15 protein-coding genes, 3 tRNA genes, 6 rRNA genes and 1 other annotated feature are annotated in these 23,872 nt (G+C 37.0%); of the genes, 22 read left to right on the top strand and 2 right to left on the bottom strand.

The genetic code is table 11. The annotated features are described in order from the left end of the window. Positions 1-207 precede the first annotated feature (207 nt). The 17 genes from JNUCC81_RS18170 to JNUCC81_RS18090 all read left to right on the top strand — a co-directional run bounded on the left by JNUCC81_RS18170 (position 208) and on the right by JNUCC81_RS18090 (position 17,520). Positions 208-1,710 (top strand): 16S ribosomal RNA (locus JNUCC81_RS18170). 308 nt (positions 1,711-2,018) lie between these two features. Beyond that, positions 2,019-4,920: ribosomal RNA gene (locus JNUCC81_RS18165) — 23S ribosomal RNA — on the top strand. Between the two features lie 165 nt (positions 4,921-5,085). Beyond that, positions 5,086-5,202 (top strand): 5S ribosomal RNA (gene rrf / locus JNUCC81_RS18160). Positions 5,203-5,207: 5 nt separating this feature from the next. Next, positions 5,208-5,296 (top strand) — tRNA-Leu (locus JNUCC81_RS18155). Positions 5,297-5,306: 10 nt separating this feature from the next. Next, positions 5,307-5,383 (top strand) — tRNA-Ile (locus JNUCC81_RS18150). Positions 5,384-5,493: 110 nt separating this feature from the next. After that, a 16S ribosomal RNA gene (locus JNUCC81_RS18145) occupies positions 5,494-6,996 on the top strand. Positions 6,997-7,120: 124 nt separating this feature from the next. Continuing rightward, positions 7,121-7,196: transfer RNA gene (locus JNUCC81_RS18140), tRNA-Ala, on the top strand. A gap of 170 nt (positions 7,197-7,366) precedes the next feature. Further along, positions 7,367-10,268, top strand: a 23S ribosomal RNA gene (locus JNUCC81_RS18135). Positions 10,269-10,392: 124 nt separating this feature from the next. Continuing rightward, positions 10,393-10,509: ribosomal RNA gene (gene rrf, locus JNUCC81_RS18130) — 5S ribosomal RNA — on the top strand. The 16S, 23S and 5S rRNA genes sit together here with 3 tRNA genes alongside, the layout of an rRNA operon. Positions 10,510-10,694: 185 nt before the next feature. Further along, a complete protein-coding gene (locus JNUCC81_RS18125; RefSeq protein WP_208334288.1) occupies positions 10,695-10,886 on the top strand; it encodes a DUF378 domain-containing protein in 192 nt (63 codons plus the stop codon). Between the two features lie 171 nt (positions 10,887-11,057). Then, on the top strand, positions 11,058-12,470 hold the full coding sequence (locus JNUCC81_RS18120) for an aminotransferase class I/II-fold pyridoxal phosphate-dependent enzyme (RefSeq protein WP_454094735.1): 1,413 nt from the start codon (positions 11,058-11,060) through the stop codon (positions 12,468-12,470). A gap of 107 nt (positions 12,471-12,577) precedes the next feature. After that, positions 12,578-13,267 carry a dTMP kinase gene (locus JNUCC81_RS18115; protein WP_454094734.1) on the top strand — a complete coding sequence of 230 codons (690 nt, stop codon included), beginning with the start codon at positions 12,578-12,580 and terminating at the stop codon, positions 13,265-13,267. A gap of 2 nt (positions 13,268-13,269) precedes the next feature. Continuing rightward, entirely contained in the window at positions 13,270-14,205 is a 936-nt protein-coding gene (locus tag JNUCC81_RS18110; RefSeq protein ID WP_454094733.1) for a DNA polymerase III subunit, read from the top strand. Next, positions 14,202-15,083, top strand: a complete 882-nt coding sequence (locus tag JNUCC81_RS18105) for a PSP1 domain-containing protein (RefSeq protein ID WP_454094732.1) — start codon at positions 14,202-14,204, stop codon at positions 15,081-15,083. The genes JNUCC81_RS18110 and JNUCC81_RS18105 overlap by 4 nt, the downstream gene beginning before the upstream one ends. 126 nt (positions 15,084-15,209) lie before the next feature. Beyond that, on the top strand, positions 15,210-15,962 hold the full coding sequence (locus JNUCC81_RS18100; RefSeq protein ID WP_454094731.1) for a tRNA1(Val) (adenine(37)-N6)-methyltransferase: 753 nt from the start codon (positions 15,210-15,212) through the stop codon (positions 15,960-15,962). Next, on the top strand, positions 15,963-16,796 hold the full coding sequence (gene rsmI, locus JNUCC81_RS18095; protein ID WP_454094730.1) for a 16S rRNA (cytidine(1402)-2'-O)-methyltransferase: 834 nt from the start codon (positions 15,963-15,965) through the stop codon (positions 16,794-16,796). Between the two features lie 19 nt (positions 16,797-16,815). Continuing rightward, positions 16,816-17,520, top strand: coding sequence for an HD domain-containing protein (locus JNUCC81_RS18090; protein ID WP_454094729.1), 705 nt, complete (start codon positions 16,816-16,818; stop codon positions 17,518-17,520). Between the two features lie 190 nt (positions 17,521-17,710). On the opposite strand, the gene JNUCC81_RS18085 is transcribed toward JNUCC81_RS18090, so the two are convergent. Together JNUCC81_RS18085 and JNUCC81_RS18080 are read right to left on the bottom strand one after the other, a co-directional pair. Then, on the bottom strand, positions 17,711-18,139 hold the full coding sequence (locus JNUCC81_RS18085; protein WP_454094728.1) for an Lrp/AsnC family transcriptional regulator: 429 nt from the start codon (positions 18,137-18,139) through the stop codon (positions 17,711-17,713). Between the two features lie 103 nt (positions 18,140-18,242). After that, positions 18,243-19,673 (bottom strand): nicotinate phosphoribosyltransferase, encoded by a 1,431-nt coding sequence (locus JNUCC81_RS18080; RefSeq protein ID WP_454094727.1) that lies wholly within the window; start codon positions 19,671-19,673, stop codon positions 18,243-18,245. Between the two features lie 149 nt (positions 19,674-19,822). On the opposite strand from JNUCC81_RS18080, the gene JNUCC81_RS18075 reads away from it, so the two are divergent. The 5 genes from JNUCC81_RS18075 (at position 19,823) to JNUCC81_RS18055 (ending at position 23,761) form a co-directional block, all read left to right on the top strand. Further along, on the top strand, positions 19,823-20,386 hold the full coding sequence (locus JNUCC81_RS18075; RefSeq protein WP_454094726.1) for a nucleoside recognition domain-containing protein: 564 nt from the start codon (positions 19,823-19,825) through the stop codon (positions 20,384-20,386). Beyond that, a complete protein-coding gene (locus JNUCC81_RS18070; protein WP_454094725.1) occupies positions 20,386-20,907 on the top strand; it encodes a spore maturation protein in 522 nt (173 codons plus the stop codon). Before JNUCC81_RS18075 ends, JNUCC81_RS18070 begins: the two co-directional genes overlap by 1 nt. Before the next feature lie 72 nt (positions 20,908-20,979). Then, positions 20,980-21,188: a binding site (T-box leader), on the top strand. A 261-nt stretch (positions 21,189-21,449) separates the two neighbouring features. Then, complete coding sequence (locus tag JNUCC81_RS18065; RefSeq protein ID WP_454094724.1) at positions 21,450-22,277, top strand: transporter substrate-binding domain-containing protein; 828 nt, start codon at positions 21,450-21,452, stop codon at positions 22,275-22,277. A gap of 24 nt (positions 22,278-22,301) precedes the next feature. Next, positions 22,302-23,024 carry an amino acid ABC transporter permease gene (locus tag JNUCC81_RS18060; protein WP_454094723.1) on the top strand — a complete coding sequence of 241 codons (723 nt, stop codon included), beginning with the start codon at positions 22,302-22,304 and terminating at the stop codon, positions 23,022-23,024. 14 nt (positions 23,025-23,038) lie between these two features. Beyond that, positions 23,039-23,761, top strand: a complete 723-nt coding sequence (locus JNUCC81_RS18055; protein ID WP_454094722.1) for an amino acid ABC transporter ATP-binding protein — start codon at positions 23,039-23,041, stop codon at positions 23,759-23,761. Positions 23,762-23,872 lie beyond the last annotated feature (111 nt).

Here is a 23,872-nt window from a genome sequence, read left to right as displayed (position 1 = left end):
TTAAGACGAGGGCAAATAAATAGAAAAACAACAGAAAAAAGTTGACAAAGTTAAATAGCTTTGGTAAACTAAGAAAGTTAAAAAAATAAGCACCAACATGGTTGCTTAAAATGAACTTTGAAAATTAAACAGTAGGTTAATTTATAGAATTTGAAACAACCAAACAAAGCCAGATATATAACAGTATCTGAGCCCAAGTCAAAACTTATATTTAAGAGTTTGATCCTGGCTCAGGATGAACGCTGGCGGCGTGCCTAACACATGCAAGTCGAGCGATTTCCTTCGGGAAAGAGCGGCGGACGGGTGAGTAACGCGTGGGTAACCTGCCCTGTACACACGGATAACATACCGAAAGGTATGCTAATACGGGATAACATGAGAGAGTCGCATGGCTTTCTTATCAAAGCTCCGGCGGTACAGGATGGACCCGCGTCTGATTAGCTAGTTGGTAAGGTAACGGCTTACCAAGGCGACGATCAGTAGCCGACCTGAGAGGGTGATCGGCCACATTGGAACTGAGACACGGTCCAAACTCCTACGGGAGGCAGCAGTGGGGAATATTGCACAATGGGCGAAAGCCTGATGCAGCAACGCCGCGTGAGCGATGAAGGCCTTCGGGTCGTAAAGCTCTGTCCTCAAGGAAGATAATGACGGTACTTGAGGAGGAAGCCCCGGCTAACTACGTGCCAGCAGCCGCGGTAATACGTAGGGGGCTAGCGTTATCCGGAATTACTGGGCGTAAAGGGTGCGTAGGTGGTTTCTTAAGTCAGAGGTGAAAGGCTACGGCTCAACCGTAGTAAGCCTTTGAAACTGAGAAACTTGAGTGCAGGAGAGGAGAGTAGAATTCCTAGTGTAGCGGTGAAATGCGTAGATATTAGGAGGAATACCAGTTGCGAAGGCGGCTCTCTGGACTGTAACTGACACTGAGGCACGAAAGCGTGGGGAGCAAACAGGATTAGATACCCTGGTAGTCCACGCCGTAAACGATGAGTACTAGCTGTCGGAGGTTACCCCCTTCGGTGGCGCAGCTAACGCATTAAGTACTCCGCCTGGGAAGTACGCTCGCAAGAGTGAAACTCAAAGGAATTGACGGGGACCCGCACAAGTAGCGGAGCATGTGGTTTAATTCGAAGCAACGCGAAGAACCTTACCTAAGCTTGACATCCTTTTGACCTCTCCCTAATCGGAGATTTCCCTTCGGGGACAAAAGTGACAGGTGGTGCATGGTTGTCGTCAGCTCGTGTCGTGAGATGTTGGGTTAAGTCCCGCAACGAGCGCAACCCTTGCCTTTAGTTGCCAGCATTAAGTTGGGCACTCTAGAGGGACTGCCAGGGATAACCTGGAGGAAGGTGGGGATGACGTCAAATCATCATGCCCCTTATGCTTAGGGCTACACACGTGCTACAATGGGTGGTACAGAGGGCAGCCAAGTCGTGAGGCGGAGCTAATCCCTTAAAGCCATTCTCAGTTCGGATTGTAGGCTGAAACTCGCCTACATGAAGCTGGAGTTACTAGTAATCGCAGATCAGAATGCTGCGGTGAATGCGTTCCCGGGTCTTGTACACACCGCCCGTCACACCACGGAAGTTGGGGGCGCCCGAAGCCGGTTTGCTAACCTTTTGGAAGCGGCCGTCGAAGGTGAAATCAATAACTGGGGTGAAGTCGTAACAAGGTAGCCGTATCGGAAGGTGCGGCTGGATCACCTCCTTTCTAAGGAGAATTGCCTACTGTTTAATTTTGAGGGTTCATTAGAACATCTCAAAAATAGGGCGTAGCCCGAAATATTACTTTGAGTAACGGATGTTATTGAACGTATGTGAAATAATATCGTTGACGAAGTACGTTAGTACCTTGAAAACTGCATAACATTTAGTGATATGACATCATTTTATATATATGAAGAAGATAACTTCTAAAAATATCAATGACAAGATAAGTCGTTAAAATATCAAACTTTGAGTAACGGAATAAACTGAACGTATGTGAAGTTTGTTCGTTTACGAAACACTTTAATAACTGGTCAAGTTATTAAGGGTGCAGGGCGGATGCCTTGGCACTAGGAGCCGATGAAGGACGCGATAAGCTGCGATAAGCTTCGGGGAGTTGCACGTAAACTTTGATCCGAAGATTTCCGAATGAGGAAACTCACTTAGAGTAATGTCTAAGTATCGTTAAGTGAATACATAGCTTAGCGAGGGGAACCCGGGGAACTGAAACATCTAAGTACCCGGAGGAAAAGAAAGAAATTCGATTCCGTAAGTAGCGGCGAGCGAACGCGGAACAGGCCAAACCAATGAAGTTTTCTTCGTTGGGGTTGCGGACATATCATAAACGAAGAGGTCATCGTAAGTGAAGAGAGTTGGAAAGCTCCGCCATAGAAGGTAATAGCCCTGTATTTGAAACGATAATTCTTTAGATATGATCCAGAGTACCACGGGACACGTGAAACCCTGTGGGAAGCAGGAGGGACCATCCTCCAAGCCTAAATACTACCTAGTGACCGATAGCGCATAGTACCGTGAGGGAAAGGTGAAAAGAACCCCGGGAGGGGAGTGAAATAGAACCTGAAACCCTGCACTTACAAGCTGTGGGAGCACATTATTTGTGTGACCGCGTACTTTTTGTAGAACGGGCCAACGAGTTACGTTAAGTAGCAAGGTTAAGCACTTAAGGTGCGGAGCCGTAGCGAAAGCGAGTCTTAAATGGGCGCTTAAGTTACTTGACGTAGACCCGAAACCGGGCGACCTATCCATGAGCAGGTTGAAGCGAAAGTAAAATTTCGTGGAGGACCGAACCCACGAGCGTTGAAAAGCTCGGGGATGACTTGTGGATAGCGGTGAAATTCCAATCGAGCCCGGAGATAGCTGGTTCTCCCCGAAATAGCTTTAGGGCTAGCCTCAAGGTTGAGAGAAGCGGAGGTAGAGCACTGAATGTCCTAGGGGGTATTGCACTTACCGAAGACTATCAAACTCCGAATGCCGTATTCTTATACTTGGGAGTCAGACTGTGGGTGATAAGATTCATAGTCGAAAGGGCAACAGCCCAGATCGTCAGCTAAGGTCCCTAAATGTACGTTAAGTGGTAAAGGATGTGGGATTGCACAGACAACCAGGATGTTGGCTTAGAAGCAGCCACTCATTTAAAGAGTGCGTAATAGCTCACTGGTCGAGTGATCCTGCGCCGAAAATTTCCGGGGCTAAAACGTACTACCGAAGCTACGGCATCATTATGATGGGTAGGGGAGCTTCGTATGCAGGCTGAAGCGTGACCGTAAGGACGCGTGGACAGTATACGAGTGAGAATGTTGGCATGAGTAGCGAGACGTGGGTGAGAATCCCACGGGCCGTAAACCCAAGGTTTCCAGGGGAAGGTTCGTCCGCCCTGGGTTAGTCGGGACCTAAGCCGAGGCCGAAAGGCGTAGGTGATGGACAACAGGTTGATATTCCTGTACCGCCAATAAACGCTTGAGAAATGGGATGACACAGTAGGATAAGCTAACCACACTGTTGGTTATGTGTGGCTAAGTACTGAGGCAGTCAAGATAGGCAAATCCGTCTTGATAATGCTGGGGTACGATGGGGAGCGAAATTTAGTAGCGAAGTAGCTGATTTCACACTGTCAAGAAAAGTCTCTATCGAGTTTAAAGGCGCCCGTACCTCAAACCGACACAGGTGGGTGAGGAGAGTATCCTAAGGCCAGCGAGAGAACTATTGTTAAGGAACTCGGCAAAATGACCCCGTAACTTAGGGAGAAGGGGTGCCATCCTTTGGATGGCCGCAGAGAATAGGCCCAAGCGACTGTTTACCAAAAACACAGGTTTCTGCTAAGTCGCAAGACGATGTATAGGAGCTGACGCCTGCCCGGTGCTGGAAGGTTAAGGGGATCTGTTAGAGCAATCGAAGCAGTGAACTTAAGCCCCAGTAAACGGCGGCCGTAACTATAACGGTCCTAAGGTAGCGAAATTCCTTGTCGGGTAAGTTCCGACCCGCACGAAAGGCGTAACGATTTGGGCACTGTCTCAACAATAGACTCGGTGAAATTGTAATCCCGGTGAAGATGCCGGGTACCTGCGACAGGACGGAAAGACCCCATGGAGCTTTACTGTAGCTTGACGTTGGGTCTTGGTACTACATGTACAGGATAGGTGGGAGACTTTGAAGCATGAACGCCAGTTTGTGTGGAGTCATCCTTGGGATACCACCCTTGTAGTACTGGGATCCTAACCAGAGGCCTTGAATCAGGTCTTGGGACACCGTCAGGTGGGCAGTTTGACTGGGGCGGTCGCCTCCCAAAGAGTAACGGAGGCGCTCAAAGGTTCTCTCAGTACGGTCGGAAATCGTACGAAGAGTGTAAAGGCAAAAGAGAGCTTGATTGCAAGACATACAGGTCGAGCAAGGACGAAAGTCGGACTTAGTGATCCGGTGGTTCCGCATGGAAGGGCCATCGCTCAACGGATAAAAGCTACCCTGGGGATAACAGGCTTATCTCCCCCAAGAGTCCACATCGACGGGGAGGTTTGGCACCTCGATGTCGGCTCATCACATCCTGGGGCTGTAGTAGGTCCCAAGGGTTGGGCTGTTCGCCCATTAAAGTGGTACGCGAGCTGGGTTCAGAACGTCGTGAGACAGTTCGGTCCCTATCCGTCGCAGGCGTAGGAAATTTGAGGAGACCTGTCCTTAGTACGAGAGGACCGGGATGGACGTACCTCTGGTGTACCAGTTGTTCTGCCAAGGGCATGGCTGGGTAGCTATGTACGGAATGGATAAGCGCTGAAAGCATCTAAGCGCGAAGCCAACTTCAAGATAAGATTTCCCACCGTAAGGGTAAGACCCCAGGAAGACTACCTGGTTGATAGGTCGAAGGTGTAAGTGCAGTAATGTATTTAGCTTATCGATACTAATAGGTCGAGGACTTGACCAATAATTTAAAATGATAAATTCAATAAATGTTTGCAGTTTTCAGAGTATTAACTCTAAAAATGTTATTACTTAGAAAAATATGAAAATATTTCACAAAAAGTGTTGACATTGATAACTTAAGATGGTATTATAATACTTGTCTTAAAACAAAAGAATAAACACAATATGTGGTTACAATAGCAAAGAGGATACACCTGTTCCCATTCCGAACACAGAAGTTAAGCTCTTTAGCGCTGATGGTACTTGGTGGGCAACTGCCTGGGAGAGTAAGACGTAGCCACGTGATGTGCCGAAGTGGCGGAACTGGCAGACGCACAGGACTTAAAATCCTGCGGGACTTACCTCCCGTACCGGTTCGATTCCGGTCTTCGGCACCATAATTTATTAGGACCATTAGCTCAGTTGGTTAGAGCGCCCGGCTCATAACCGGTAGGTCCGGGGTTCGAGTCCCTGATGGTCCACCATAATAAATTAATTAAGAACTTTGAAAATTAAACAGTAGGTTAATTTATAGAATTTGAAACAACCAAACAAAGCCAGATATATAACAGTATCTGAGCCCAAGTCAAAACTTATATTTAAGAGTTTGATCCTGGCTCAGGATGAACGCTGGCGGCGTGCCTAACACATGCAAGTCGAGCGATTTCCTTCGGGAAAGAGCGGCGGACGGGTGAGTAACGCGTGGGTAACCTGCCCTGTACACACGGATAACATACCGAAAGGTATGCTAATACGGGATAACATGAGAGAGTCGCATGACTTTTTTATCAAAGATTTATCGGTACAGGATGGACCCGCGTCTGATTAGCTAGTTGGTAAGGTAACGGCTTACCAAGGCGACGATCAGTAGCCGACCTGAGAGGGTGATCGGCCACATTGGAACTGAGACACGGTCCAAACTCCTACGGGAGGCAGCAGTGGGGAATATTGCACAATGGGCGAAAGCCTGATGCAGCAACGCCGCGTGAGCGATGAAGGCCTTCGGGTCGTAAAGCTCTGTCCTCAAGGAAGATAATGACGGTACTTGAGGAGGAAGCCCCGGCTAACTACGTGCCAGCAGCCGCGGTAATACGTAGGGGGCTAGCGTTATCCGGAATTACTGGGCGTAAAGGGTGCGTAGGTGGTTTCTTAAGTCAGAGGTGAAAGGCTACGGCTCAACCGTAGTAAGCCTTTGAAACTGAGAAACTTGAGTGCAGGAGAGGAGAGTAGAATTCCTAGTGTAGCGGTGAAATGCGTAGATATTAGGAGGAATACCAGTTGCGAAGGCGGCTCTCTGGACTGTAACTGACACTGAGGCACGAAAGCGTGGGGAGCAAACAGGATTAGATACCCTGGTAGTCCACGCCGTAAACGATGAGTACTAGCTGTCGGAGGTTACCCCCTTCGGTGGCGCAGCTAACGCATTAAGTACTCCGCCTGGGAAGTACGCTCGCAAGAGTGAAACTCAAAGGAATTGACGGGGACCCGCACAAGTAGCGGAGCATGTGGTTTAATTCGAAGCAACGCGAAGAACCTTACCTAAGCTTGACATCCTTTTGACCTCTCCCTAATCGGAGATTTCCCTTCGGGGACAGAAGTGACAGGTGGTGCATGGTTGTCGTCAGCTCGTGTCGTGAGATGTTGGGTTAAGTCCCGCAACGAGCGCAACCCTTGCCTTTAGTTGCCAGCATTAAGTTGGGCACTCTAGAGGGACTGCCAGGGATAACCTGGAGGAAGGTGGGGATGACGTCAAATCATCATGCCCCTTATGCTTAGGGCTACACACGTGCTACAATGGGTGGTACAGAGGGCAGCCAAGTCGTGAGGCGGAGCTAATCCCTTAAAGCCATTCTCAGTTCGGATTGTAGGCTGAAACTCGCCTACATGAAGCTGGAGTTACTAGTAATCGCAGATCAGAATGCTGCGGTGAATGCGTTCCCGGGTCTTGTACACACCGCCCGTCACACCACGGAAGTTGGGGGCGCCCGAAGCCGGTTTGCTAACCTTTTGGAAGCGGCCGTCGAAGGTGAAATCAATAACTGGGGTGAAGTCGTAACAAGGTAGCCGTATCGGAAGGTGCGGCTGGATCACCTCCTTTCTAAGGAGAATTACCTACTGTTTAATTTTGAGAGTTCTTATTTTTTTGTGAAAAACGAATAAAAACTTGCTAAAAATATTGACAAAAATCGACAAATATATTTCGTTGAAAAAGTTAATAACATGGGGGTGTAGCTCAGCTGGGAGAGCACTTGCCTTGCACGCAAGGGGTCAGGAGTTCGATCCTCCTCATCTCCACCATATTAGTACTTTGAAAACTGCATAACATTTAGTGATATGACATCATTTTATATATAGACAATGAAGTCTTTAAAATAAGCTAGACAGATAAGTCTTTAAAATCAACTTTAAGCACTGGAATAAACTGAGTGAATACGAAGTTTGTTCAGTAGCGATAACTTTTAATAACTGGTCAAGTTATTAAGGGTGCAGGGCGGATGCCTTGGCACTAGGAGCCGATGAAGGACGCGATAAGCTGCGATAAGCTTCGGGGAGTTGCACGTAAACTTTGATCCGAAGATTTCCGAATGAGGAAACTCACTTAGAGTAATGTCTAAGTATCGTTAAGTGAATACATAGCTTAGCGAGGGGAACCCGGGGAACTGAAACATCTAAGTACCCGGAGGAAAAGAAAGAAATTCGATTCCGTAAGTAGCGGCGAGCGAACGCGGAACAGGCCAAACCAATGAAGTTTTCTTCGTTGGGGTTGCGGACATATCATAAACGAAGAGGTCATCGTAAGTGAAGAGAGTTGGAAAGCTCCGCCATAGAAGGTAATAGCCCTGTATTTGAAACGATAATTCTTTAGATATGATCCAGAGTACCACGGGACACGTGAAACCCTGTGGGAAGCAGGAGGGACCATCCTCCAAGCCTAAATACTACCTAGTGACCGATAGCGCATAGTACCGTGAGGGAAAGGTGAAAAGAACCCCGGGAGGGGAGTGAAATAGAACCTGAAACCCTGCACTTACAAGCTGTGGGAGCACATTATTTGTGTGACCGCGTACTTTTTGTAGAACGGGCCAACGAGTTACGTTAAGTAGCAAGGTTAAGCACTTAAGGTGCGGAGCCGTAGCGAAAGCGAGTCTTAAATGGGCGCTTAAGTTACTTGACGTAGACCCGAAACCGGGCGACCTATCCATGAGCAGGTTGAAGCGAAAGTAAAATTTCGTGGAGGACCGAACCCACGAGCGTTGAAAAGCTCGGGGATGACTTGTGGATAGCGGTGAAATTCCAATCGAGCCCGGAGATAGCTGGTTCTCCCCGAAATAGCTTTAGGGCTAGCCTCAAGGTTGAGAGAAGCGGAGGTAGAGCACTGAATGTCCTAGGGGGTATTGCACTTACCGAAGACTATCAAACTCCGAATGCCGTATTCTTATACTTGGGAGTCAGACTGTGGGTGATAAGATTCATAGTCGAAAGGGCAACAGCCCAGATCGTCAGCTAAGGTCCCTAAATGTACGTTAAGTGGTAAAGGATGTGGGATTGCACAGACAACCAGGATGTTGGCTTAGAAGCAGCCACTCATTTAAAGAGTGCGTAATAGCTCACTGGTCGAGTGATCCTGCGCCGAAAATTTCCGGGGCTAAAACGTACTACCGAAGCTACGGCATCATTATGATGGGTAGGGGAGCTTCGTATGCAGGCTGAAGCGTGACCGTAAGGACGCGTGGACAGTATACGAGTGAGAATGTTGGCATGAGTAGCGAGACGTGGGTGAGAATCCCACGGGCCGTAAACCCAAGGTTTCCAGGGGAAGGTTCGTCCGCCCTGGGTTAGTCGGGACCTAAGCCGAGGCCGAAAGGCGTAGGTGATGGACAACAGGTTGATATTCCTGTACCGCCAATAAACGCTTGAGAAATGGGATGACACAGTAGGATAAGCTAACCACACTGTTGGTTATGTGTGGCTAAGTACTGAGGCAGTCAAGATAGGCAAATCCGTCTTGATAATGCTGGGGTACGATGGGGAGCGAAATTTAGTAGCGAAGTAGCTGATTTCACACTGTCAAGAAAAGTCTCTATCGAGTTTAAAGGCGCCCGTACCTCAAACCGACACAGGTGGGTGAGGAGAGTATCCTAAGGCCAGCGAGAGAACTATTGTTAAGGAACTCGGCAAAATGACCCCGTAACTTAGGGAGAAGGGGTGCCATCCTTTGGATGGCCGCAGAGAATAGGCCCAAGCGACTGTTTACCAAAAACACAGGTTTCTGCTAAGTCGCAAGACGATGTATAGGAGCTGACGCCTGCCCGGTGCTGGAAGGTTAAGGGGATCTGTTAGAGCAATCGAAGCAGTGAACTTAAGCCCCAGTAAACGGCGGCCGTAACTATAACGGTCCTAAGGTAGCGAAATTCCTTGTCGGGTAAGTTCCGACCCGCACGAAAGGCGTAACGATTTGGGCACTGTCTCAACAATAGACTCGGTGAAATTGTAATCCCGGTGAAGATGCCGGGTACCTGCGACAGGACGGAAAGACCCCATGGAGCTTTACTGTAGCTTGACGTTGGGTCTTGGTACTACATGTACAGGATAGGTGGGAGACTTTGAAGCATGAACGCCAGTTTGTGTGGAGTCATCCTTGGGATACCACCCTTGTAGTACTGGGATCCTAACCAGAGGCCTTGAATCAGGTCTTGGGACACCGTCAGGTGGGCAGTTTGACTGGGGCGGTCGCCTCCCAAAGAGTAACGGAGGCGCTCAAAGGTTCTCTCAGTACGGTCGGAAATCGTACGAAGAGTGTAAAGGCAAAAGAGAGCTTGATTGCAAGACATACAGGTCGAGCAAGGACGAAAGTCGGACTTAGTGATCCGGTGGTTCCGCATGGAAGGGCCATCGCTCAACGGATAAAAGCTACCCTGGGGATAACAGGCTTATCTCCCCCAAGAGTCCACATCGACGGGGAGGTTTGGCACCTCGATGTCGGCTCATCACATCCTGGGGCTGTAGTAGGTCCCAAGGGTTGGGCTGTTCGCCCATTAAAGTGGTACGCGAGCTGGGTTCAGAACGTCGTGAGACAGTTCGGTCCCTATCCGTCGCAGGCGTAGGAAATTTGAGGAGACCTGTCCTTAGTACGAGAGGACCGGGATGGACGTACCTCTGGTGTACCAGTTGTTCTGCCAAGGGCATGGCTGGGTAGCTATGTACGGAATGGATAAGCGCTGAAAGCATCTAAGCGCGAAGCCAACTTCAAGATAAGATTTCCCACCGTAAGGGTAAGACCCCAGGAAGACTACCTGGTTGATAGGTCGAAGGTGTAAGTGCAGTAATGTATTTAGCTTATCGATACTAATAGGTCGAGGACTTGACCAAAAAATAAAAATCTAAAGATTTTTATATCGCCAACCGAATCGAAGATTCTGGTTGCTAAAATTAAAATGACTAATATGTTAAATGTTTGCAGTTTTCAGAGTATTAACTCTAAAATAAAAGATTATGTGGTTACAATAGCAAAGAGGATACACCTGTTCCCATTCCGAACACAGAAGTTAAGCTCTTTAGCGCTGATGGTACTTGGTGGGCAACTGCCTGGGAGAGTAAGACGTAGCCACGTAATCTTTTTTTATATTCAAAAAGGTATTCAAATTTTGGATGCCTTTTTATAATTAATACATATAAAAATAAAAATTGGAAATTCTATATAAAAATAAGGATAATATTATAATCGTAATATTATCCTTATATGAATCTATAAATATTAAATATTTATAGATATTTAACTATATAGGAGTGATAAATATGAGAAGATTTGCACTAATATTAGCTATAATAGGAGCTCTTAATTGGGGTATTATAGGTGTATTTGGAGCAGATTTATTAGGGAATATATTTGGAGGTACTTATGCATTAATAAGTAGAATAATATATTCTTTAGTTGGTCTAGCAGGTATATACTTACTATTCACATTTGCATCTAATGATAATGATTAGAAATGATATTTAAGCCGTTGATAATAATAAAAATCAACGGCTTTTATTTATATAAAAAATTAAATTATATAAAATCAAAACATATAGGCAAAGTTTTGATATTATTAAATAAGTAGTAATAATATCAAAGATTGAAACCAGATATAAAGATATAAATATAAGGAGCCATAAATGAAGAACACAATTATAAATGAATTAAAAGAAATAGTTGATATAGATGTAGTATCTTTTCATGTGCCTGGACATAAAATGGGAAAAATATATGATAGGCTAGGATATACATCAATAATAGATAAGATGTATAAAATGGATACTACAGAGATAATAGGAACAGATAACTTACATTCTCCAGAGAGTATAATTAAAGCATCTCAAGAAAGAGCATCGAAGGTATTTAAAAGTGATAATACATATTATATAGTAAATGGTAGCACAAGTGGAATACAAGCCTCTATAATGGCTTCTTGTGGGCCAGGAGATAAATTAATTGTAAATAGAGATTGTCATCAGTCCGTTATAAATGGATGCATATTAGGAGATATAAATCCTGTATATATAAATGAAGATATAAGTAAAGATAATAATATAGTAAATGGAGTTATATTAGAAGATGCTATAGAAGTTATAAATAATAATCTAGATGCAAAAGCTATATTACTTACATATCCAACTTATTATGGAATTACATATGACTTAAAAACTATTTGTGATTATGCGCATAATAAAAATATGATAGTTATAGTTGATGAAGCTCATGGAGCTCATTTAGGATTAAGTGATGAACTACCTAAGACTGCTTTAGGGCAAGGTGCAGATTTAGTTATACAAAGCACGCATAAAACTTTACCAGCATTTACACAAGCATCTATGATACATACACAGGGAAATAGAGTAAATCATTCTAGATTATCATCTATGCTAAGATTTGTTCAGTCATCAAGTCCATCATATACACTTATGGCCTCACTAGAGTTAGCTGTTGATATATATGAAACAAAAGGAAAAGAATTAATGAAGGAGCTTTTATTAAATATAGATGAATTTAAAGAAAATATTAAGGGTAATGAACTTATAAGGGTATATAATGAATATGATAAAACTAAAATATTTGTGGAATCAAAAAATATTGGATTAATAGGATATGAATTAGAAGAAATACTTAGAAAAGAGTACAATATACAGGTAGAATTATCTAACTATTATGGGGTATTATTAATATGTACTATAGGTAATGATGATAAAGATTTTAAGAAACTAGAAATGGCATTAAAAAATATATATGATAGTAATAATATAAAAGAAAATATAAAAGAAGTAGAATATCCAAATATAATACCCAAAAAAGCTTTAAGCCCTAGAGAAGCATTTTATAAGAGTAAAAAAAGTGTTAAAATATATGACAGTATAGGTGAAATAAGTGGAGAATATATAATACCTTATCCACCAGGGATAAGTCTATTATCTCCAGGAGAAATAATAACAAAAGACGTAATAGATTATGTGTTACTATGCAATAAAAAAGGTATGCATATAAATGGAATAAAAGATTCAAATTTAGAATTTATAGAGATTATAAGTGAATAATAAGTAAAGAAATATGGAGGTGGAATCTGATTAAAATAATTATCTAAAGTGTATGAGAGATAATGAAACTAATAATGTAAGAAGAAATTTTAATCAGGATATAAAATATGAATGGAAAGTTAATAATCATAGAAAGTGGATCAGATGCAAGCGGAAAAGCAACACAAACTAAGAAGTTATATGAAAGACTATTAAAAGATGGGTATAATATAAAAAAGGTTGAATATCCAAACTATAAGTCAGAATCATCAGCACTAGTAAAAATGTATTTAAGAGGTGATTTTGGAGATAAACCATCAGATGTAGATCCATATGTATCATCTACATTTTTTGCAGCAGATAGATATGCATCATATAAGACAGAGTGGGAAGAATTTTACTGTAATGGAGATATAATACTTGCAGATAGATATACAACGTCTAATATGGTACATCAAGCCTCTAAAATGGACAAGGAAGGTAGGGACAAGTACTTAGATTGGTTAACAGATTATGAATTTAACATGTATAAGATACCAAAACCTGACTGTGTAGTATTTTTAGACGTACCAATTGAGTTTAGTCAAAAGCTTATGGAGAACAGAAAAAATAAATTTACAGGTGAAGATAAAAAAGATATACATGAAAGTGATATTAAGTACTTAGAAGATTCATATAATAATTCTTTATATATTGCAGATAAATATAATTGGAAGAAAATAAACTGTGTTGAAAATAATGAATTAAGAAGTATAGATAGTATCCATGAAGATATTTATCAAGTTGTTATAAATACAATAAAATCTATGGAGAGTTAGATATGTATTTTGAAAATATAATAGGTCAAGAATTTGCGAAAAAGTATTTAACAAATTCATTAAGAAAAAATAAGATTAACCATGCCTACATGTTTGAGGGTATTGATGGAATAGGGAAAAAGAAATTTGCAGGAGAACTAGCAAAAATACTATTAAATACTGAAAATGTGGACAGTAGTCCAGATTATATAAATATTAATGCAGATGGAAGTAGTATAAAAATAGCTCAGATAAGAAAACTACAAACAGACATAATAATAAAACCACATAAAGAGTATAAAATATATATAATAAATGAAGCAGAAAAAATGACAGTAGAAGCTCAAAATGCTCTATTAAAAACATTAGAAGAGCCACCAGAATATGCTATAATGATTTTAATTACTAGTAACAAGGAAAGACTATTGGACACTATAAAATCTAGATGTGAAATAATAAAATTTCTTCCTATATCTTTATTAGATTTAAAAAAATTCTTAATAGATAAAGGAATAGAGGAACAAAGGGCACAGTTACTTTCAGTTTTTTCTAGGGGAAGTATTGAAAAAGCGTTAGAATTATCAGAGTCAGCTGATTTTGCAATAATGAGAGACGATATACAATCTTATATACAAACTATACTTGATAAGAAGATAATAGATATATTAGAAATACCAGCTAATATGGACAAGTATAAAAAAGAAATCGTTAGTATTTTAGACATTTTTGTAAATTACTTTAGAGATATGATGATGTTAAAAGAAAATATTGATAAAAGTATGATAATAAATGCAGATAAGATAGTATTTATACAAAATATGAGCAAAAAAATTACATATTCGCAAGTATCAAAGATTATTGATATAATAGAAGATACTAAGACAAAGATAAGAAGCAATTGTAACTTTAATATAAGCATACAAGTTATGGCTTTGAATATATATGAGGTGATTAAATGATAAAGATAGTAGGTGTTAGATTTAAAAATGCTGGAAAAATATATTATTTTGATCCAGTTGAATTTGAAATAGAAAAAAATATGGACGTAGTAGTAGAAACTGCAAGGGGACTAGAATATGGGACAATAGTTGTTGGTCCTAAAGAAATAGAAGAAAAAGAGTTGGTTTCACCATTAAAACCAATAATAAGAATAGCTACACCAGAAGATACTGCTGCTTATCTTGAAAATAAAGAAAAAGCAAAAGAAACTTTTGAGTTATGCCAGCAAAAAATAAAAGAACACGAGCTTACGATGTATTTAATAGATTGCGAATATACATTTGATAGAAATAAATTAATATTCTACTTTACAGCAGAAGGAAGAATAGATTTTAGAGAATTAGTAAAAGATTTAGCAGCAATATTTAAAACAAGAATAGAGTTAAGACAAATAGGTGTTAGAGACGAAGCTAAGTCTATTGGTGGACTTGGACCATGTGGAAGAAGATTATGCTGTTCATCATGGCTTGGAGATTTCCAACCAGTTTCAATAAAAATGGCTAAAGACCAAAGTTTATCTCTTAATCCTACAAAGATTTCTGGAATATGTGGACGATTATTCTGTTGCTTAAAATATGAGCATGATGTATATGCTGAAGCTATTGATTCAATGCCAGTAGTAGGGGCATTAGTAAAAGTTGAAGAAGCTAAAGGTAAGGTAGTAGAAATAAATCCATTATTAGAACAAGTTAAAATAGAATTCAATGATAAGACTATAAAGATATGCCATAGAGAAGAAGTTAAAGTTTTACAAGAGCCTAAAAAGTCTGGAAATAGTTTAAGAGCAGAAGGCTTAGATGAAGCTACAATAAGAGAATTAAAGAAATTAGAAGACTAAAATTCTATTTATATAAGTATTAAAAATTATTATAAGATTAAGGGGTAGGATTTTTCCTACCTTTTTTAAAGTAATAATACTTATAAAATAGATATATGTGAAACAGGACATTAAAAGGAGATACTTATGGAAATAAAACTAAAAGAAACAGAAAGAATAGATGATTTACAACTGAAGGGATTAAAGCTAATACAAGATATAACTGGATTCTGTTTTGGTGTAGATGCAGTTTTATTGGCTAACTTTGCAAAAGTAAAAAGAGGAGCTAAAGTTGTTGACCTAGGTACTGGAACAGGTATAATACCTACACTTATTGCAGGTAAAAGTGAAGCTAGTGAGATAATAGGAGTAGAAATACAAGAAGAAGTTTATGAAATGGCTACACGTTCTGTAAAATTAAATAATCTAGAAGATAGAGTAAAAATAATAAATGCAGATATAAAAACAATTGATAAAGAATTAGAAGTACATGGATACCATGTTGTAACATCAAATCCTCCATATATGCATATGGATGGAATTAAAAATCCAAATGATAAAAAAGCTATATCAAGACATGAGGTAAAGTGTAACTTAGAAGATGTTATAAGAGCTGCATCAAGATTAACAATGCCTAAAGGAAAATTCTTTATGATACATAGACCTACAAGATTAGTAGATATAATAGATTTAGGTAGAAAGTATAGACTAGAACCTAAGCAAATACAATTTATACATCCAAGAGCAAATAAGGCTCCAAATTTAATGCTTGTAGAGTTTGCAAAGGATGGAAGACCAGAATTAAAAATACTAGACCCATTATATGTTTACGGTGAAGATGGAGACTACACAGAAGAATTAAGAGCAGTTTATGCAAATGAAGATATAGGAGAAAAATAAATGAGCGGAAAATTATATATATGTCCAACACCAATAGGTAACTTAGAGGACATGACATATAGAAGTATAAGAATATTAAATGAAGTTGATTTAATAGCAGCAGAAGATACAAGACATAGTATAAAACTTTTAAATCACTTCGATATATCTAAACCACTAACAAGCTATCATGACCATAATAAAGATTCAAAAGGTGGATACCTAATAAATAAACTACTAGATGGAGAAAATATAGCATTAGTAAGTGATGCTGGTATGCCAGGAATATCAGACCCTGGAGAGGATATAATAAGACAAGCGATAGAAAATAATATAGAGATAGAAGTTCTTCCAGGTGCGACGGCATCTATAACTGCACTAGTAAGTTCAGGACTTCAGACTGCTAAATTTGCATTTGAAGGATTTTTAGATAGAGATAAAAAGGTTAGAAGAAAGCAACTTGAAGAATTAAAAGAAGAAAGTAGAACAATAATATTCTATGAATCACCACATAGATTAAAAGATACTTTAAAGGATATGTTAAAGATATTAGGTAATAGAAAAATATCAGTAAATAGAGAACTTACTAAAAAGTATCAAGAAATAATAAGGGAAGATTTAGAAACTGTTATAAATATATTCAATGAAAGAGAAATAAAAGGAGAATTTGTTTTAATAGTGGAAGGTTTTACAGGAGAAAAAACTGTAAAAAATAGCTATGATGACCTTAGCGAAAGAGAATATGTTGTAACACTAATTGAAAATGGAATGGATAAAAAAGAGGCAATTAAAGCAGTATGTAAAGATAGAAAGCTAAAGAAAGATGTAGTTTATAAGCAAGTATTAGATTTATAAAAAATTTGGAGTGATATATATGCAACTACAAGAAAATCTATTAGATAGTTTACGTGTAGAAAAAACTTATAATCATTTTCGTGGACTAGACGAAAATCAAATACTAGAGAAAATTATACCTCAAGTAAAGGATATGAAAGTAATTGGAGAGTGTAAATACCATGTAGTAAATGCATATGACCACTCTTTATATGCTTTAGAAGAATTTGAGAGCATAGTAAATGAAAAAAAATTTTTTTCAAGTCATTTAAAAAAAAGAGTAGAAGAATATTTAAATACTGAATTAGATAATAACCTAACTAAATTTCAGTTACTAAAGTTAGGAGTATTTTTACATGATATAGGAAAACCTGCTAGCAAAACAGTTGACAGTGATAAGAGGGTTCATTTTAGAGGGCATGAGATAACAGGTGAAGAGATAACTTTTAAACTAGGACAAGAATTAGGGTTATCTTATAAAAATATAGACACTCTATGCAAATATGTAAGACATCATATGACACTTTTAATATTTTATAAAAATAATGACATGCCAAAAGAAAAGCTATATGAAATATTTGATACATTAAATGATGATGTTATAGGAGTTTTATTATTAGGATATGCAGATATAGTATCGACTAGAAAACTACTAAATCCAAATGAGGATAGTGGCGTAATAAAAACATATATGGATTATGTACTTACTAATTATATTTATAGATATAGCAGACAAAATATATAATATAAAAATACTCTGAAAAAACTTATTTATTTAAATTTTTTCAGAGTATTTTTATATATTAAAGAATTATAAATTATCTAGTCTATAGATGATTTATAATTCTAACTATTTTAAGCTTAAAATAGTTTACCAACATGTTGCTCAAGCAAAAGACCTAGGTTTTAGATCGTTTGAGCAAAGTAAATTTTTACTATAAAATTGATTTTGCTTGAATTGGTGTTGATAATATAACAGATGTTTTAGTTGAACCTATTTTCTTTATAGAATCTATAACAGCTTCAAGCTCGTACATATCTTTAACAATAACTTTTAAAACTGAACAGTCATCACCTGTTATATGGTGACATTCTACTATTCTAGGATCTTGACGAGCATCTTCAATAAATGCTTCGTACTTATTGCTAGGTAAAGAGATATGAATAAAAGCTTTTATAACTCTTCCTAAAGCATCAGGATTTACTATAGCTTTATATCCTTCTATAATACCAGCTTCTTCTAATCTTTTAACTCTTTCTGAAACAGCTGGAGAAGTTAGTCCAACTATTTTACCTAAATCTTTCATAGAAACTCTACCATCTTTTTGCAAGATGTCTATAATTCTGTGATCTGTAATATCCATGTTTTGATCCCCCTTGAGTAAGATTATGTAAATATAATTTTACATTTCAATGTTTTAAAGAGAGTATATTATTGTCCTAAAATAAATGTTAATTTAAGCTATTTTACACAGATTTTTTAGAATCAATCATTTGAGCTTTTAAGTTCCAAAGGTTTTCAGATAAATCAACTTTATAAGTTTGTGGATTTGATATTCTTCTATATTCTTCCCATAAAGTATTAAGCTCATTTTTTGTATAATCTCTTATTTCCATAACGCTTTTTCTTTCATGTTTACATTTACCATTTATAAATAAAGGCTTATGAAGCTCTTTAATCCTATAATTTTCAAATGTTTTAGTTTTCCAAGTATAAATTGGATGGAATATAGTCAAAGGTTTAGATTCATCAATAACTTCATCATGAAGCATAATTAAATCTGCTTCTGCCTTATTATTTTTATTGTATATTCTAACTACTTTTTTATATCCTGGATTATTTATTTTTTCTGGATCTTCAGATATTTTAATTTTTGGCTGGATGATATCGCCTTTATAAGATGCAGCTAATTTATAAACACCACCAAGAGAAGGTGAATCAGCTGATGTTATTAATTTTGTACCAACGCCCCAAGAATTAATAGCAGCACCTTCAGATTTTAATGAAGTTATAGTATATTCATCTAAATCATTAGAAGCTGTAATACGAACATCTGAAAAACCTTCTTTATCTAAAACCTTTTTACATTCTTTAGATAAATATTGAAGATCACCAGAATCTAACCTAATACCTGATGGTTTGTAACCGTTTTTTTCTAAATCTTTAAAGATTTTTATAGCATTAGGAAGCCCACTATTTAATACATTATATGTATCTACAAGTAATAGACATTTATCAGGGTAAATATCAGCATACGCTTTAAAAGCCTCTAATTCAGTATCAAACTTTTGAACCCAACTGTGAGCATGAGTACCTATTAAAGGTATATCAAATAATTTACCTGCTAATACGTTAGCAGTGGCTGAGCATCCCCCTATCATAGCAGCTCTTGCACCATAGGTACCAGCATCAGGACCTTGAGCACGACGTAGACCAAACTCAAAAACAGGGTCTCCTTGTGCAGCAAAGCAAACTCTAGATGCTTTAGTTGCTATAAGTGATTGGAAATTAACAATTGTAAGCAAAGCAGTTTCTATAAGTTGAGCTTGGTATAGAGGTGCTTTTACAGTAAGAATAGGCTCATTAGGGAACATAATAGTTCCTTCCTCAACAGAATATATATCACCTGTAAATTTAAAATCTTTTAAAAAAGTTAAAAATTTATCAGAAAAAAGTTTTAAACTTTTTAAATACTCTAAATCTTCATCTGAAAAGTGAATGTTATTTATATATTCAACAAACTGTTCTATACCACAAACTATAGTATATCCACTGTTGCAGGCATTTTTCCTAAAAAACATATCAAACACAACAATATCTTCATAAACATTTTTTTCAAAATATCCATTTAACATCGTAAGTTGATATAAATCAGTAAGAAGTGTTAAATTTCTCATTATATTTCTCCTTAATAATAAAATTTATAAAAGACCCCACATATATACTAAAACACAATATAGTACAACTTTCAAGTATAAAGTATAACCCACCTATCATAAAATTACTTAGAAGGGAGGAGATTAAAATAGGAAGAATATGGTTTTATATGCTTGCTATCGGAATAATAGGAAGTATATTTTCAAATAATTTAGGAGAGTTAAATAAAGTTATTTTAAATGAAGCATCTCATGGAGTTGAATTTGCTATAAGTTTAGCAGGAGTAATGGCTCTTTGGATGGGAATAATGGGTATTGCTAAAGACTCAGGACTTATAGAAAAAATAGGGCAAAAACTAAACCCACTTATGAGAAAGTTGTTTCCATCAGTTCCTAAAGGACATAAGGCAATGTCTTATATGGTAATGAATATAGCTTTAAATATGGTAGGAGCAGGTAACGGAGCAACTGCATTTGGATTAAAGGCAATGAGTGAACTACAAACGCTAAATCCGAAAAAAGATACAGCAAGTAATGATATGGTAATGTTTATGGTTATAAATATATCTTCAATCCAACTAGTTCCATTTACAATGCTTAAAATAAGAATGGATTTAGGCTCACAAAATCCATCAGAAATTATAGTTACAACATTATTTGCAACTGTAATTTCAACAATAATTGCTATAGTAACTTGTAAGTTATTTGAATCTAGAAAAAGGAGGTATAGATAATGGAGTTATTCTCAAATATACTAGTACCCCTTATAATGTTGTACATAATAGCATATGGAAAGTATAAAAAAATAGACATATATGATAGTTTTGTAAAAGGCGCAATAGAAGGTCTTAAAGCTGCATGGGATATCGTACCGTACATAATTGGAATATTTTTAGCAATAGGTATATTTAAATCTGGAAAAGGTATTGAAATGTTAGAATTTATATTTTATCCGATAGCGCAATTATTTAGTATACCAAAGGAATTAATAGGGTTAATAATAGTTAAGCCATTATCAGGAAGTGGTGCTTTAGGAATGTATACTGAACTTGCATCAAGGGTGGGGATAGATACAACAATAGAACAAATGGGAGCTACAATAGTAGGAGCATCAGAGACGATATTTTATACAATGGCAATATATTATGGTAGTTTAAAAATAAAAAATACAAGGCATACACTAAGTTGCGCTATGATTTGTCATATAGCAGGAGTTATAGCATCTGTATTTATATGCTACGTTTTGCTTACATAAAATTAAAAAATAAATTTTAAAAAAGATATTGACAATTATAAATAATAGTCTATAATTATACTAAATTAATAAAAAAATTCGATGAAAAAGAGAGTAACTTTAGTCAGATTTTCAGCGAGCTAGGGTTGGTGTGAGCCTAGCAAAGATGGTTATAGTGAAGAGAGCTTTGGAGAAGATTACTTGAAGTAATAGTATGGTAATCGGTTTGCCCGCCTTAAGGGATAGAGTGGATAAGATTACTTATCAATAAGAGTGGTAACGCGGAATACTTCGTCTCTTGGTTTTTATAACCAAGAGACTTTTTTATTACACAAAATACTATTATTGTATATATTTAGTATCTTATCAATAAGAGTGGTACCACGAGTTAATTCGTCTCTTAGCATTTATGCTAAGGGACTTTTTTAATACTAGGAAATTATAATTTCCAACACAAATACTTGAACGGCTGTGTCCGTGATATGAGCGAAGTAAGGGAAACCTAGTATATTTAGATGGTTCTATTATCAATTAATAATCAATTAAAAATAGGAGGTAATATTATGAAAAATTTAAAGAAATCAGTTATAGTAGCTTTATCAGGAGTATTAGCTTTAGGAGTGATAGGATGTAGCTCATCAAAAAAAGTGTCAAGTGAAAATAAATCATTTACACAATTAGAACAAATAAAAGAAAAAGGAAATTTAGTAATAGGAACAAGTGCTGATTATCCACCGTATGAGTTCCATAAGGTAATAGATGGAAAAGATGAAATCGTTGGATTTGAAATGGAAATGGCAAAAGAAATAGCAAAAGAATTAGGAGTAACATTAGAAATAAAGGATATGAAATTTGACGGATTACTGCCAGCTTTAAAATCAGGAGTTGTAGACATGGTAGTTGCAGGTATGAGTCCAACAGAAGAAAGAAAAAAAGCAGTTAACTTTACAGATATTTATTACAATGGGGAGCACACAGTTTTAGTTAATAAAGAAAATTTAAATAAATTTAATTCAATAGAAAGTCTAAAAGATGTGAAAATAGGGGTTCAAAAATCTAGTTTACAAGAACAAATAGCAACAGACATATTAAAAGCAACTAATATAAAGGGATTAAGTAAAATATCAGATGTAGTTTTAGAATTAAACAATGGAAATGTTGATGCTATAGTTTTAAGTAAAGAAACAACTAAAGGTTATTTAAAACAATATCCAAATATAGTAGATATTAATATTGATTTAGGTAAAGGAAATACAGAGGGTTCTGCAATTGCTATGAATAAAACTGAAGATATTTCTTTGGTAGAAGAAGTAAATAAGGCAATAAATAAATTAGTTAAAGAAAATAAAATAAATGAGTTTGTTGAAAAAGCTACTAAGTTAGCTCAATAAAAGACATAACGGAGGTACAAATAGATGGATTTTGGATTTTTAAGCGAATACTCTAAGTATTTTATAGAGGGAACAAAAGCAACAATAGGACTATCAGCAATTACTTTGATTTTAGGCTTTATGTTAGGAATAGTAGTTTGTTTGTTAAAAATATCGAAAAGTAAAATATTAAAATTTATAGCAAGTTCGTATATTGAATTTTTAAGATGTACACCTTTACTAATACAAATATCAATAGTTTATTTTGGATTTCCTGGGCTAGGTATAGAGTTTCCTAGTATAGGACCTTTATCATCTGAATTTGTAGCTGCAATATTTACTTTATCTATAAACTCAAGTGCTTATATAGCTGAAATATTAAGATCAGGAATACAGTCAGTAGATAAGGGACAGATGGAAGCAAGTAGATCGTTAGGATTCAATTACTTTATGAGTATGAGATATATAATAATACCTCAAGGTTTAAAAAACTCTCTACCATCATTAGTTAATGAATTTATATCTTTAATAAAAGAATCTTCAATAGTTTCAGTAATAGGAATACCAGATTTAATGTATAAAGCAGATGTAGTAAGAGGAACAACTTACTTAGCATTTGAGCCTTTAATAGTAGCAGCTTTAATATATTTTGTACTTACATTTAGCTTATCAAAGTTAGTTGGCTTACTTGAGTATAAATTAAACAATAAGAGATCAAAAAGTTCAGAAATATTTAATAAAAAGAGAGAATTAGCAGATATAGCTTAAGGGAGGTTATATACATGATAAAGATACAAAATATTAAAAAGAAATTTGGAAAATTAGAAGTATTAAAAGATATTAATTTAGAAATAAAGAAAGGTGAAATCGTAGCAATACTTGGACCAAGTGGATCAGGAAAAAGTACATTATTAAGATGTATAAATTTATTAGAAAAACCTAATGGTGGGGATATATTATTTATGGGTAATAATATATTAGATAAAAAAAGTGATATAAATAAGACTAGAGAACATATAGGCATGGTTTTTCAAAACTTTAACCTATTTCCAAATATATCAATATTAGATAATATAGCATTAGCTCCAATGAAATTAAAAAAGATTTCTAAAGAACAAGCTACAAAAGAAGCTTTAGAATTATTAGATAGAGTTGGTCTTAAAGATAAAAAGGACTCATATCCAGATCAATTATCAGGAGGTCAAAAACAAAGAATAGCTATAGCAAGAGCTCTAGCTATGAAACCAGATGTAATGTTGTTTGATGAGCCAACTTCGGCACTTGATCCAGAAATGGTAAAAGAAGTATTAGACGTTATGAAAGAGCTAGCGAATGAAGGCATGACTATGGCTGTTGTAACACATGAAATGGGATTTGCTAGAGAAGTAGCTAATAAGGTTGTATTTATGGATGAAGGGTATATATTAGAAGAGGGTGTGCCTAGTGACGTGTTTGAAAATCCAAGACACATAAGAACTAAGCAGTTTTTAGATAAAGTTATATAGTTTTGATTATAAAATCATGGACATTAAAAAGGAAATATATTATTATATAAGTACTATTTCATACAGTAATGCATATAGTACTTATAAATAAAATGATATTGTATAAAATAG

The organism is Faecalimicrobium sp. JNUCC 81 (assembly GCF_053667625.1).
Note: the sequence above shows the minus strand (reverse complement) of the source record. Positions and strands in the feature narration are given on the sequence as shown.

Bases quoted from the DNA above. Each gene is read 5' to 3' on its own strand.
- JNUCC81_RS18060 (WP_454094723.1), top strand. From the start codon at position 22,302: ATGGATTTTGGATTTTTAAGCGAATACTCTAAGTATTTTATAGAGGGA.
- JNUCC81_RS18075 (WP_454094726.1), top strand. From the start codon at position 19,823: ATGCTTGCTATCGGAATAATAGGAAGTATATTTTCAAATAATTTAGGA.
- JNUCC81_RS18105 (WP_454094732.1), top strand. From the start codon at position 14,202: ATGATAAAGATAGTAGGTGTTAGATTTAAAAATGCTGGAAAAATATAT.
- JNUCC81_RS18120 (WP_454094735.1), top strand. From the start codon at position 11,058: ATGAAGAACACAATTATAAATGAATTAAAAGAAATAGTTGATATAGAT.
- JNUCC81_RS18110 (WP_454094733.1), top strand. From the start codon at position 13,270: ATGTATTTTGAAAATATAATAGGTCAAGAATTTGCGAAAAAGTATTTA.
- JNUCC81_RS18125 (WP_208334288.1), top strand. From the start codon at position 10,695: ATGAGAAGATTTGCACTAATATTAGCTATAATAGGAGCTCTTAATTGG.
- rsmI (WP_454094730.1), top strand. From the start codon at position 15,963: ATGAGCGGAAAATTATATATATGTCCAACACCAATAGGTAACTTAGAG.
- JNUCC81_RS18100 (WP_454094731.1), top strand. From the start codon at position 15,210: ATGGAAATAAAACTAAAAGAAACAGAAAGAATAGATGATTTACAACTG.
- JNUCC81_RS18065 (WP_454094724.1), top strand. From the start codon at position 21,450: ATGAAAAATTTAAAGAAATCAGTTATAGTAGCTTTATCAGGAGTATTA.
- JNUCC81_RS18055 (WP_454094722.1), top strand. From the start codon at position 23,039: ATGATAAAGATACAAAATATTAAAAAGAAATTTGGAAAATTAGAAGTA.
- JNUCC81_RS18090 (WP_454094729.1), top strand. From the start codon at position 16,816: ATGCAACTACAAGAAAATCTATTAGATAGTTTACGTGTAGAAAAAACT.
- JNUCC81_RS18080 (WP_454094727.1), bottom strand. From the start codon at position 19,673: ATGAGAAATTTAACACTTCTTACTGATTTATATCAACTTACGATGTTA.
- JNUCC81_RS18070 (WP_454094725.1), top strand. From the start codon at position 20,386: ATGGAGTTATTCTCAAATATACTAGTACCCCTTATAATGTTGTACATA.
- JNUCC81_RS18085 (WP_454094728.1), bottom strand. From the start codon at position 18,139: ATGGATATTACAGATCACAGAATTATAGACATCTTGCAAAAAGATGGT.
- JNUCC81_RS18115 (WP_454094734.1), top strand. From the start codon at position 12,578: ATGAATGGAAAGTTAATAATCATAGAAAGTGGATCAGATGCAAGCGGA.